Annotated in this window: 10 protein-coding genes; 2 read left to right on the top strand and 8 right to left on the bottom strand. The window is 69.5% G+C overall.

Annotated elements, in window-relative coordinates; genetic code table 11:
• Window positions 1-131: 131 nt before the first annotated feature.
• Window positions 132-1,430 carry an urea ABC transporter substrate-binding protein gene (urtA, locus tag ACIBZJ_RS27820; RefSeq protein ID WP_395934608.1) on the bottom strand — a complete coding sequence of 433 codons (1,299 nt, stop codon included), beginning with the start codon at window positions 1,428-1,430 and terminating at the stop codon, window positions 132-134.
• Window positions 1,431-1,919: 489 nt separating this feature from the next.
• Here urtA and ACIBZJ_RS27815 point away from each other — a divergent pair, with 489 nt between their 5' ends.
• Complete coding sequence (locus ACIBZJ_RS27815) at window positions 1,920-2,432, top strand: RICIN domain-containing protein (protein WP_395934606.1); 513 nt, start codon at window positions 1,920-1,922, stop codon at window positions 2,430-2,432.
• Window positions 2,433-2,467: 35 nt separating this feature from the next.
• Here the strand turns inward: ACIBZJ_RS27815 and ACIBZJ_RS27810 are convergent, their stop codons facing one another.
• From ACIBZJ_RS27810 to ACIBZJ_RS27780, 7 genes are all read right to left on the bottom strand, one after another.
• Entirely contained in the window at window positions 2,468-3,673 is a 1,206-nt protein-coding gene (locus tag ACIBZJ_RS27810; RefSeq protein ID WP_395934604.1) for an acetyl-CoA hydrolase/transferase C-terminal domain-containing protein, read from the bottom strand.
• Window positions 3,670-4,839 (bottom strand): thiolase family protein, encoded by a 1,170-nt coding sequence (locus tag ACIBZJ_RS27805; protein ID WP_395934602.1) that lies wholly within the window; start codon window positions 4,837-4,839, stop codon window positions 3,670-3,672. Before ACIBZJ_RS27805 ends, ACIBZJ_RS27810 begins: the two co-directional genes overlap by 4 nt.
• A gap of 197 nt (window positions 4,840-5,036) precedes the next feature.
• Window positions 5,037-5,531 carry a flavin reductase family protein gene (locus tag ACIBZJ_RS27800; protein WP_395934600.1) on the bottom strand — a complete coding sequence of 165 codons (495 nt, stop codon included), beginning with the start codon at window positions 5,529-5,531 and terminating at the stop codon, window positions 5,037-5,039.
• Between the two features lie 84 nt (window positions 5,532-5,615).
• Window positions 5,616-7,082, bottom strand: coding sequence for an aldehyde dehydrogenase (locus tag ACIBZJ_RS27795; RefSeq protein WP_395934598.1), 1,467 nt, complete (start codon window positions 7,080-7,082; stop codon window positions 5,616-5,618).
• Window positions 7,063-8,151 (bottom strand): zinc-binding dehydrogenase, encoded by a 1,089-nt coding sequence (locus ACIBZJ_RS27790; RefSeq protein ID WP_395934596.1) that lies wholly within the window; start codon window positions 8,149-8,151, stop codon window positions 7,063-7,065. The genes ACIBZJ_RS27795 and ACIBZJ_RS27790 overlap by 20 nt, the downstream gene beginning before the upstream one ends.
• 3 nt (window positions 8,152-8,154) lie before the next feature.
• Window positions 8,155-9,375: a cytochrome P450 gene (locus ACIBZJ_RS27785; RefSeq protein ID WP_395934594.1), complete on the bottom strand. Its 1,221-nt coding sequence runs from the start codon at window positions 9,373-9,375 to the stop codon at window positions 8,155-8,157.
• Between the two features lie 174 nt (window positions 9,376-9,549).
• Entirely contained in the window at window positions 9,550-10,734 is a 1,185-nt protein-coding gene (locus tag ACIBZJ_RS27780; RefSeq protein WP_395934592.1) for an amidohydrolase family protein, read from the bottom strand.
• Between the two features lie 228 nt (window positions 10,735-10,962).
• On the opposite strand from ACIBZJ_RS27780, the gene ACIBZJ_RS27775 reads away from it, so the two are divergent.
• Complete coding sequence (locus tag ACIBZJ_RS27775; protein ID WP_395934863.1) at window positions 10,963-11,877, top strand: helix-turn-helix transcriptional regulator; 915 nt, start codon at window positions 10,963-10,965, stop codon at window positions 11,875-11,877.
• Window positions 11,878-11,937 lie beyond the last annotated feature (60 nt).

Genomic DNA, 11,937 nt, shown 5'->3' with positions numbered 1-11,937 from the left:
GGGTTTCTGTTGGTGGCCTAGGTTTGTGGGTATGGTGCTCCGCTGCACCCCGCCCCGCGGGCGGTGTTCGGGGGGTTGGGGGGGGGGGGGGCCGGGCCGGCCGGCCCCCCCAACCCCACGGTTTCCGACGATCAGCCGGCGGCGTCCACGAGCTGGTCACGGACGTTGGCCGGGAACCAGTCGTAGCCCTTGAGGTACGGGTCGGGCTTGATGAACTCGTCGGAGGCCCAGACGATGTTGAACTGGTTGTCGGCGTTGATCTGGCCGATGTGGCCCGGCTTCGAGATGTGGTGGTTCTCGCCGTCGAGCGTGACCTTGCCCTCCGGTGCGTCGAACGTGATCGTGTTCGACTTCGCCGCGGCGTTCACCTTGTCGACGTCGAACGAGCCGGCCGCCTCGACGAGAGCCTTGTACAGGTACAGCGAGATGTAGGCGGCCTCCATCGGGTCGGAGGTGACGCCGCTCGAGTTCGGGTAGGCCTTCCAGTCCTTGATGAACTTCGGGTTCGTGGGGGTCTTGAGCGACTCGAAGTAGTTCCAGGACGCGTAGTGCCCGGTGACCGAGTGGCCCATCGCCGGCGCCTCTTCCTCGGCGATCGACACCGAGATGATCGGCGTCTTCGCGGCGGTGAGGCCGGCGTCGTAGTAGGCCTTGATGAAGCCGACGTTCGACGAGCCGTTGATGGTGTTGAAGATGAAGTCGGGCTTGGCCTTGACGATCTTCGCGACCTGGCTGGTCCAGTCGTCCTTGTCGAGGGGGACGTACTCCTCGCCGACGATCTTGATGCCGAGCTTGGCCGCGTACAGCTTGATGATCGCGTTCGCGGTGCGCGGGAAGACGTAGTCGCTGCCGGCCAGGAACAGCGTCTTCACCCCGCGGGCCTTGAGGAAGTCCATCGCCGGGATGATCTGCTGGTTCGTGGTCGCGCCGGTGTAGTAGATGTTCTTCGACGCCTCGAGGCCCTCGTACTGCACCGGGTAGAAGAACAGCCCGTTGTTCTTCTCGACGACCGGCTTGACGGCCTTGCGGGACGACGAGGTCCAGCCGCCGAAGATCGCGCCGACGCAGTCCTGGGTGAGCAGCTTCTCGGTCTTCTCCGCGAAGGTGGGCCAGTCGGTGGCGCCGTCCTCCTGGACGTACTCGATCTTCTTTTTGAGGATGCCGCCGCCGGCGTTGATCTCGTCGGCGGCCATGTGCAGCACGTTGGAGACGGTCTTCTCGGAGATCGCCATACCGCCGGTGAGCGAGTTGAGGAAGCCGAGCTTGATGGTGCCGCCGGAGGTGTCGACGCAGCTGGTCGTCGAAGCCTTCCCGTCGGTGGCCGTCTCGTCGCCGGCTCGGCTGCCACAGCCGGCGAGCACGAGAACCATCGTCATCCCGATGGCGCCCGTGGCCACGAGCGAGCGCAGCCGCTTGCTGGTGATGGACATAGGTGAGAACTCCGTTCCTGGGGAAGGGGGCGTGACGCCGGGGTCCCGGCACGGCGGAGCGTGTGAAGGCAGATGTCCGGAGCGAGCCGCCGACGTCCGAGCTCCCCCGCCCCCGTGCCGCCAGCCAGGTGCAGCTGGCTGCTGCAGGTGAGAGCAGATTGACCGTGCGTCATTACTCTGACATTTCTTCGCTGTTCCAACTCTGTAGCCGTCACGTCGGCCCACGCACGAATCCCCTAGAAGAGGGCGTAGATCTGTGTCAGAGTTCTGCCAGGCGCTATGAAATCGCGGTCACGATGGCGCAGTTCTGACATCCCTGCGAGGCCGCGCCAAGCCACCGCGGAGGGGGCTGCGACGTATGTCGACATGGGACACCCGCCGCCGCATCCGGACGACGTCGGCTGAGCCGATCGCGCGCGATCGAGGACGCGAGACCGGCCGGCGGAGTACGCTCCGGGATTCGCGGACCGGGCGACTGCGGGGTGCACGATGGGCAAGAAGCTGACGGCCGTCTTACTGACGCTGGGCGCAATCGCGGCCGGTCTCGTGGCGACGCCGGGCGGGGCGTCCGCCGCGCCCTCTTACCACTGGGAGATCTGGAACTGGAACTCGGGCAGGTGCCTGCAGCCGGCCAGTTACAGCCACGGCGCCCGGGTGACGCAGGGCTATTGCGACACCACCACCTGGACGTTCGCCCCGAACTCGACCGGGTGGTACCACCTCATCGACGAGCACACCGGCTGGTGCATGAGCGTCTCCGGCGGATCGATGGCCGAGAGTGCACCGATCACCGAGTGGACGTGCGGCACCTCAGCGGCGTACGACTGGCTTCCGGTCAACAAGGTGACCAGCGGTGGCATCGACTACTACCAGCTCCGCAACCGGAACAGCAGCAAGTGCCTGAACGTGCCGGGGAGTCAGACCGGCAACGGAGTGGGCCTCATCCAGTACACCTGTCAAGCCGGCGCTCGCAACAACCTCTTCAGCTGGGCAACGATCTGACGGCGGCGTCACAGCGCCGGTGGTGCGGCTCCACCTCACGGCTCGATCGAACCGCCGGGCGAGCCGGACCGACGGCCGGTGGCGCCCTCCCACAGACCGCGCAGCGCCCGGCGGCGCTCGCCGCGATCCAGACCGCGCAGATCGGCGATCCCGTGCTCGGTGACGACCACCTCCACGTCGTGCGACGCGGTGGTCACCGGCCTCGACAACCGCTCCACCAGCGTCGATCCGGTGGCGTGCCGGCTCGGCAGGGCGATCACCGACAGCCCTGGACCACGCACGCCCGCAGCAGCGAAATCGGGGTGACCGCCGATCATGCCGAGCGCCGCACCGCCGATCCCCTCGACGTTGACCTGACCGTCGAGGTCCATCTCCAGCGCCAGATTGACCGCGATCAACGGCGGGGCGCCGGGCGCGGCGAGCCGGCCGATGTCGTGGGTCTCCTCGACCGGTCGCAGGATCGGCCGGCCGTCGGCCCAGTCGTAGAGCGCCCGCGAGCCGGCCAGATAGGTCGCCACCGGCTCACCGAGCAGCAGGCCGCGCGCGTCGAGGTCCAACACGGAGTCCGGGAGCTGGCCCGAGTCGACCCGGACCGGTACCCGCATCTCGGCCACGATCGCCCGGGCCAGGCGTCCCGGCCCGATCTGGAGCCGGGCACCCTCCGGGACGAGCGGCGCGACTCGTCGGGCGATCCGCACGTCCGTCTCGGTGGGCCGGGGCACGGGCAGCTCAGCGGGCAGTTCGTCGGTCTCTCCGACGACCGTCACGGCCTCGTCCGGCAGCGCCGGCCCGGCGTCCGCACACGGGGCAGCGGTGGAGACGACGGCGGCGACCGGCACGCCCGCAGTGACGAGCCCTCGCAGGTAGGAGACCTCGGCGGCGAAATGCCAGCCGTCCGGCCTCCGGACGACGGTAGCCACCAGCAGGTCCGGTCGCAGCGGACCGGCCAGCAGGGCGGGCAGCGCCGACAGCCGCGCCGGAACGGCGTGCGCGGCCCCGGACTCCACGATCGCCCGGGCGCCGGGCCCGCCCAGCAGCACTCGGACGTCCGCGAACGCGGCCGGGTCCAGCTCCGGCGCGAGCACCGGCATCCAGCCGAGCAGCAAACCGACGTCCCGGCCGGTCGCGGCCCGGCCCAACGCACCGTGGGCTGCCCGCGGTGTACCGCAGCCGTCGCCCAGCGCCACTCGCGTTCCGGGCCGGAGCAGGGCAGCCAGCCCGCGTTCCAGCTCGGCCGTCACCGGAGCAGCTCGACGATCGTGGCGTTCGCGGTGCCACCGCCCTCGCACATCGTTTGCAGCCCGTAGCGGATGTCCTGGTCACGCAGGTGATGCAGCAGCCGGGTCAGCAGGACCGTGCCCGAGGCACCGAGTGGGTGCCCGACGGCGATCGCACCGCCGAGCGGGTTGAGCACCTCGTCGGTCACGCCCAGTTCTTCCTGCCAGGCCAGCGGAACCGGCGCGAACGCCTCGTTGACCTCGAACGCCCCGATGTCCCGGATGGACAAACCGGAACGAGCGAGCACCTTGTGCGTGGCCGGAATCGGTGCGGTCAGCATCATGAGCGGGTCGGAACCGGCCACCGCACCCGAGTGGTAGCGGGCGATCGGGGTGAGCCCGAGTTCGCGGGCCCGTTCGGGAGCGGCGATCAGCACCGCCGATGCGCCGTCGGAGATCTGTGAAGAATTGCCCGCGTGGATCACGCCGCCCTCCCGGAACGACGGTACGAGCGCGGCGAGTTTCTCGGCCGTGGTACCGCGACGCAGCCCCTCGTCCGCCGTGAAGTCCGGATGGCCGGGCACCGCGGCCAGCTGATCCGCGAAGGCACCCCCGTCGATCGCCGCCGCCGCCAGTTCGTGGGAGCGGGCGGCGTACTCGTCCAGCCGGGCGCGGGACAGTCCCCAGTGCCGGGCGATCCGCTCCGCGCCGACCCCCTGGTTGAAGTCCTCACCGGGGAATTCGCCGCTGGTCAGATCCGCGGCGTAACGCTCACGGACGAGGGCCCCGAACGGGCGGCCGAGATCTCGTCCGGATCCCAGGGGAACCCGGGTCATCGTCTCCACCCCGCCGGCGACGACCAGGTCGTACTGGCCGGCGAGCACCATGCCCGCCGCGAAGTCGAACGCCGACTGGCTGGAGCCGCACGCCCGGTTCAGCGTGATGCCCGGCACCGACTCGGGCCAGCCGGCCGCCAGGACGGCGTAGCGGCCGATCTGCGCGGCCTGATCACCGACCTGGTTCACGCACCCCCACACCACGTCGTCGACGAGAGCCGGGTCGATCCCCGTCCGCTCGGCCAGAGCACGCAACACCGCGGCGGAAAGATCGGCGGGATGGACGTCGGACAAGGTGCCGTTGCGCTTGCCGATGGGCGTACGCACGGCGTCGACGATCACTGCGTCGGGCACTGTTCCTCCGAGGGGCTCGGTCGTCCCCGACTCGCGCGGGTAGTCCGTGTCGCCGCAGGCCGACTCGACCGAGTATCGGCCGTGGCCGGCCGGCCGAACAGGGTCGGCCGGTACCAGTACTCCGCTTGCTAGCAGCTTCGACCGGCTGTGTATCGATCCGAGGGACTCATGACCCTCACCCGGCTGGTGGAACCTGCTCAGACCCGGGCCAGGCGGCGGAATGCGCTGCCGTGGAACACGAGTGGCGGAATGTCGGGATCCGCTCCCACACCGTGGATCTCGAGTAACACGACGACGTGGTCACCGGCGAGGACCTCGTCGAAGACCGAGCAGTCCAGCCAGGCCGTCGAACCGTGCACGAACACGCTGCCTTCCGGGCGGGCGTACCAGTCGGTTCCGGCGAACCGGTCCGGCCGGCTGCTCGCGAGTGTGCGGCACGCGTCGCCCTGCCCTTCGGCCAGCACGCTCAGCCCTACCCGCCGGCAGGGGCGAAGCAACGGCCACGTCGTCGACGTGCGGTTGATACAGACCGCCACGAGCGGCGGGTCGAGCGACACCGAGGTGAACGAACTGGCGGCCATGCCTACGGGCTGCCCGTCGACCAGCGTGCACAGCGCGGTCACGCCGGAAGGGAAGCATCCGAACGCGCGACGCAGTTGTGTCCCGTCCGCGACCGGCTCGATGGCGATCATCTGACGCTCCCTTCCCTCCGGCCGGTGCCCGCCCGCCGTCGAAGAACACTTCGCGGTCCGGGCAGAACGTGCCGCCCGCGTCGGTCATCCGGCGCCCAGCAGCGGCATCTGCTTGGTCTCGGTATAGGCCAGCAGCCCCTCGATGCCGCACTCCCGCCCGATGCCGCTCTGCCGGATGCCGCCGAACGGGGCGTCGAAGCTCCCGCCCTGGCCGTTGAGGAGGATCATTCCCGCCCTGAGCTGACGGCCGACCCGCGCCGCACGGTCGGTGTCGGAGCTCCAGACCCCGGCCGCGAGTCCGTACTCGGAGTCGTTGGCGATCGTGATCGCCTCGCGCTCGTCCTCGTACGGGATCACGCAGACGACCGGGCCGAAGATCTCCTCGCGGGCGATGCGCATCCCGTTGTGCGCATCGACGAATACCGTCGGCTCGACGTACCACCCCGGGCCGAGCCCCGCAGGCCGGCCGCCGCCGACCGCCACGGTCGCGCCTTCCTCCCGTCCGATCCCGACATACGCCTCGATCCGGGCGCGCTGCCGCTCGGAGACCATCGGACCGATCTCCGTGGCGGGGTCGGTCGGGTCCCCCACCAGCAGGGACGACGCCATCTCGCAGAGCGCGTCCACCAACTCGCGCTGCCGGGACCGGGGCACCAGGATCCGGGTCTCGTTCGTACAGGTCTGGCCGCTGTTGCGGAACGCGTGGTCGCGCAGCCCGGCCATGGTGGCGGCGACGTCCGCGTCGTCGAGGACGACCGCGGCCGACTTCCCGCCGAGTTCGAGCGTGCACCGGCGGAGGTCACGACCGCAGATCTCGGCGATCCGCTTACCCGCCAGGGTCGAGCCGGTGAAGGCCACTCGGTCGACGCTGGGGTGGCTGACCAGGTGCTCGCCCGCTTTCCGGTCGGCCGGGACGACGTTGAGCACACCGGGCGGCAGACCGGCCTCCGCGAAGATCTCGGCGAGCACGAGCCCGTCGAGAGCGGTTTCGGGCGAGGGCTTGGCGACCACCGTGCAGCCGGCGACGAGGGCCGGCGCGATCTTCATCAGCATCAGCGCCTGGGGGTAGTTCCACGGCGCGATCGCCGCGACGACACCCACCGGCTCGTGCAGCACGACGGCCGGAAGGCTGAGTCCGATCCGCTGCTGCTCGGTCTCGAAGCGCCGACCACGTTGCACGAAGTAGTTCAGGATGTGTCGCGCGATCGGACCCTGCGCGTTGCGCGAGAACGTGATCGGGCTGCCCATCTCCGCTGTGATCAGCTCGGCGAGTTCGCCCGAGCGGCGCGCGTACAGCTCACTCGCCCGTTCGAGGTACCCGACCCGTTCGGTGGGCGACAGACCCGGCCAGGACCCGTCGTCGAACGCGCGGCGCGCCGCGGCCACCGCACGGTCGACGTCCTCGGTCGTCCCGTCCGGCGCGCACCCGACGACCTCGAGCGTCGACGGCGAGACGACGTCACGCAACCAGCCGGTGGTCCGGACCCACTTCCCGTCGACGAAGATCTCCTCGCGGTGGCGGGAACCGAGCTCAGAACGCGGTGATGACACTGCGGATCACCTCACCCTTCAGCAGCGCGTCCATGGCGGTGTTGACGTCGGTCAGCGCGATCTCCTGCGTGACGAGCGCGCCGGTGGACAGACGACCGCTCTCGATCAGATCAACGAACATCTGGTAGTCACGCCGGACCTGCGCGGAACCGGCGACACAGCCCTTCACGGTCTTCTCCTGCGCCTGCAGGTCGAAGGCCGGGGCCCGGAACTCGCCGTCCATCGGCCCGTATCCGACCAGGACGAGCGTCCCGCCTTTGCCGACCATCCGATACGTCGACGCGACGATGTCCGGCGTGCCCACCACGTCGAACGCGTAGTCGACGCCGCCGCCCTTGAGCAGCTCCTTGACCTGTGCGTCGGGCGGGGCCGCGGCCGGGTCCACGACGTCGGTCGCGCCCAGTTTCCGCGCGGTCCGGCGTTTGGATTCGACCGGGTCGACCGCGATGATCCGCGCGGCGCCGGCCACCGCGGCGCCCTGGACGACCGACTGCCCGACGCCGCCGCATCCCACCACCGCCACGGTCGAGCCCGGACGGACCTTCGCGGTGAACAGCACCGCTCCCACTCCGGTGGTCATGCCGCAGCCGAGCAGAGCCAGGTGCGCGTCCGGCAGCTCGGACCGGATCCGCACCACGGAGGCCTCGTTGCAGGTCAGCACGTCGCTGAACGTGCCGATCCCGCTCATCGCGACCGCCTCGGAGCCGTCCTGGCGCCGGGCTCGTGGCGTCCGGAGGAACCCGCCGAGCGAGTCACAGAGGTGCGAGCGGTCGGAGAGGCAGTACGCGCACGTGCCGCAGGCCGGCCGGAAGGACGCGATCACCCGGTCGCCGACGGCAACCCGGGTGACCTGGTCGCCGACCTCCACGACGGTGCCGGCTCCCTCGTGCCCACCGATCATCGGTCCGGAGACCAGGGCGGGGAAAAGGCCGTTCCGGACGGAGAGGTCCGTGTGACAGATCCCGCTCGCGCCCACGGCCACGACGACGTCTCTCGGCCCCGGTGCGAGTGGATCGAGCGACTCGACCTCGAGGTCTTTTCCTAACGCGACGAGCAGTGCCGACTTCATGATCTATTCTCCTCGGAATCGGAGCGGCAGGTAATCGACGCCCATCATTTGTCCCATCATCAGATGCGGGAGAAACCGCGGTTCACCGATGAGCTCCAAGCGTGGCCGCGTCGCGAGTTCTTCGAGCAGTATGCGGATCTCGGCCCGCGCCAGCGGGGCGCCCGCGCAATAGTGCGGCCCGATGCCGAAGGCGATCTGCTGGCGATGGTTCGGCCGGTCGGGCCGGAATGAATCCGGATCGTCGAATTGCCGGGGATCGCGGTTGGCCGCCGCGTAGAGCAGCACCAGCCGCTCGCCTTCGGCCAGCGACGTGTCCGCCAGCGTCGTCGGCGTCGTCACGGTGCGGAACATGGTGTGCACGGGCGGGAAGAGACGCAGGCCCTCGTCGAGAATGCCTTCGATCGCGTCCGGCTCCGACCGCATCCGCTCCTGGAGCTCGGAATGGATCACGAGATGGTGGACCAGGCCGGCGGTGGTCCGCGAGGTCGTCTCGAAGCCGGCGAAGACGAACGTGCGGATGATGTTCAGCAACTCGTCGTCGGTCAGCGGCCGGCCGCCGAAGTCCGTCTCCACGAGCGTGGTGAGGTAGTCGTCGCCGGGCCGGTCGCGGCGTTCTTTCAGGTGGACGCCGGCCAGCGCGTCGAGCTCCTTCATCGCCTCCGTCATGGCGGGGGTGCCCGCCTGCTCGAGCATCGTCGTGGCGAAGGCCTGCAACTGCTCGTTCGCGGACTCCTCGAAGCCCAGCAGGTGGCCGACCGCACGAACCGGGATCTGGACGGCGACGTGCTGGACGAAATCCGGGTCCGGAGCGGTGGCGAACGTGTCCAGGACGAGCCGCACCAGATCACGGAGATACACCTCGATACGACGGACCCGGGGCACGCTCAGGACTTCCATGAACAGCTTGCGGTACGCGAGGTGCTCGGCACCGTCGAATTCGATCGGGATACTCGGCGGACGTCCTGAATGCGGCGGATGAATCACTCCCCGCGCCGACGAGAACCGCTGCGTGTCCTTCTCGACCTCGACCAGCTGCGCATAACCCGAAACGACCGCGAAGCCTCCGTGCGCGCTGGTCTTGGCCACCGGGCAACCCGCCAGCAGACGACCGTAGACCTGCCCCAGAACGTCGTTGTCGAGAGCCGGATCAAGATGGTCGAAATTGGCCGCGAGCCGATCGACTTCCGCAGCGGTCACTGGGTGCGGGCCGCCGGTTTCGTGCATCGTCGAGCTCCCTTTCGGTTCGTCGAACTGCCTCGATTTCACGCCCGCTGATCGAAACGCAGGCCGAGATACTCCGCGGCGATCCGCACTCGCCGGCTATTGAGGGTGCCGCCCGCGAGCGATCAGCACGAGGAGCGCGGCCGGCGTCGCGGCCAGGACGCTCCCGTTCTCGCGTCAGGCCGGAAGCAGAAGTGCGCCGTTCTCCTCGAAGAATTGATCCCGGGCGCTCCCGGGAATCGTGGCGAGCGCCTCGGAGAGGACCCGCCTGGAGTCCTTTCCGCCCTCCACGTGCGGGTAGTCGGTCGAATAGCAGTACACCGGCCAGAGGCCGGGATCCCGGTCGTAGTAACGAGCGACGGGTTCGAAATAGAACGGCGTGACCCGGACGTTGCGCGCGAGGTACTCCGACGGCCGCAGGGTGAGCGTGTCGCGCAGGCGCGAGCGGAACTGCCCCGCCGCCCACCAGTCGAGACGCTCGGCCAGCGGGGCGATCCAGCCGGCCGACAACTCGATGGCGCCGAACCGCAACGCCGGGTGCCGCGCGAAAACCCCGCCGAGGACCATCGTCGAGAGCATGTTCTCGGCGCAGTAGTGGATCGTGGTGGCCCGGTAGGGCTCGATCGGCAACTCGATGGTTGATTTGTCCGACGGGTGGAACACGTCCACGCCCTTCGACCACTGGGACGAGGCGAGGAACCCGAAGTCCGTCCCGAGATGGATCGTGACCGGGACGTCCGCCTCGGCGCAGAAGGCCCAGAACGGGTCGAGCCGCGGGTCCGCGGGTGAACTCCCCGCCGGGGGCACGTTGGCCGGGATCATCAGCGCGCGGATACCCGCGCCGACGAGGCGTTTCGCCTGTTCGACGATGCTCTCCACCGGACCGTCGGTCATCACGATCCCGACCGGCCGGACCCGGTCCGAGGTCGACCGGGTGATCTGGGCCGCCCAGTCGTTGTGCGCGGCGACGGCCATCCGGCCGAGTTCCTGGCCGTCCACCCGGTGCGGATCGAATCCGAGCCACGCGTGCGCGTTCGGGTCGTTGACGAGGATGAGCGCGAACAACCCGAACGTCGGGAAGACCAGCTGCCGGACGATGCCCATCTCGTCCAGGACGGCCGGACGGCGCCGCAGGTCGATGGCGGACGGCGCGCCGGCGCCCTTGAGGCGCCAGACCGTCTCGTCGGAGATCGGCGTCGTGTCGGCGGTGAGACCGGGCACCGACAGCGGGTTGGCCCGGGCCCGGCCGAGGATGTCGAACCCGGCTTCGTTCACCCGGCGAGCGATGTCTTCACCGAAGACCTCGCCCCACAGCTCGAACGGTGCCATCTCGTGGCTGTCGACGTCGAGTACAACGCTCACGGCTGCCTCCCACCGGGTGTTTCCCGGAAGACTCATGACTTGCGAGTCCCGGTACAAGAGGCCGCCTGTGCTGTTACTTCTTGTACCACCCGGACCTCGCCGCGCTCGCTCGCGCGAGGGGATTTCGCGCACCCCGGTACCGATCCGAGCCACTATTCACACTACTCGGTGTAGTGTAATCTTCCCTCCCCGAGCAACGATGCTCATCCGCAAGGAGGGAGCGTGCTGATGCGTCCCACGAGCGTGGACACGATGGACGATCGCCGGGAGTCACCCCGGGCCGCGGGCGATCGGGCCCGCCGGGAGGAACTCGCGGCGTTCCTCCTCGCCCGGCGCGAGTCCCTGCAGCCGGAAGACCTCGGTATCCCCCGGACCGGCCGCCGCCGGGTCAAGGGTCTGCGCCGGCACGAAGTCGCCGACGCGGCGGCAGTCAGCGTCACCTGGTACACCTGGCTCGAGCAGGGACGGGACATCTGCGCCACCCGCCAGGTGATCGAAGCGCTCGCCCGGACGCTGCGACTGGACGACAGCGGGCACCGCTACCTGCAACGGCTCGCCGGCATCGCGCCGCCCACCCCCTCTCCGGCCTCACCCGAGATCGACGACAGCCTCGTCGCGCTCGTCGACGACCTCCTGCCGCATCCGGCCCATCTGATGGAACCCACCGGCGAGCTCGTCGCCTGGAACCGGGCCTACTCCCGGCTGTTCGTGGATCCCGCGGAACTCAGCTCCGCCCACCGCAACGGTCTGTGGATCCAGGTCATGCATCCCGCGGTCCGCGAACGGCTCGTGGACTGGGAGCGGGAGACCGAGTCCGCCATCGCGCGGTTCCGGGCCGCGGCGGCGAAGTACCGCGAGGATCCCAGGTTCGCGGAGCTGATCGCGCGCCTGACCCAGGAGAGCGCGTTCTTCCGGGCCCGGTGGGAGCGGCACGAGGTCTACGGGTTCGCCGGTCACGTCGAAACGATCCGGCATCCCGACGTCGGCGACGTGCGGGCCCGGACCGTCCAGTTGCGCCCGCTGGATCACCCGAACCTGCTGATCATGGCTCACCTGCTGGACGACCACGAGTCCCGCGCCCGGATGACCCGGTTGCTGGCCGGCAGCACCGCCGTCGGACACCCGGCATCCGACGGCCGATGACGGAATGCGCAGCGCCGAAACCGGGGCGAGTTTCTCCGGGCATCACGACGTGAGTCAACG

This window comes from Cryptosporangium sp. NPDC051539 (genome assembly GCF_044454545.1).
Taxonomy (GTDB): Bacteria; Actinomycetota; Actinomycetes; order Mycobacteriales; family Cryptosporangiaceae; genus Cryptosporangium.
This window is presented reverse-complemented; position numbering and strand designations above follow the sequence as displayed.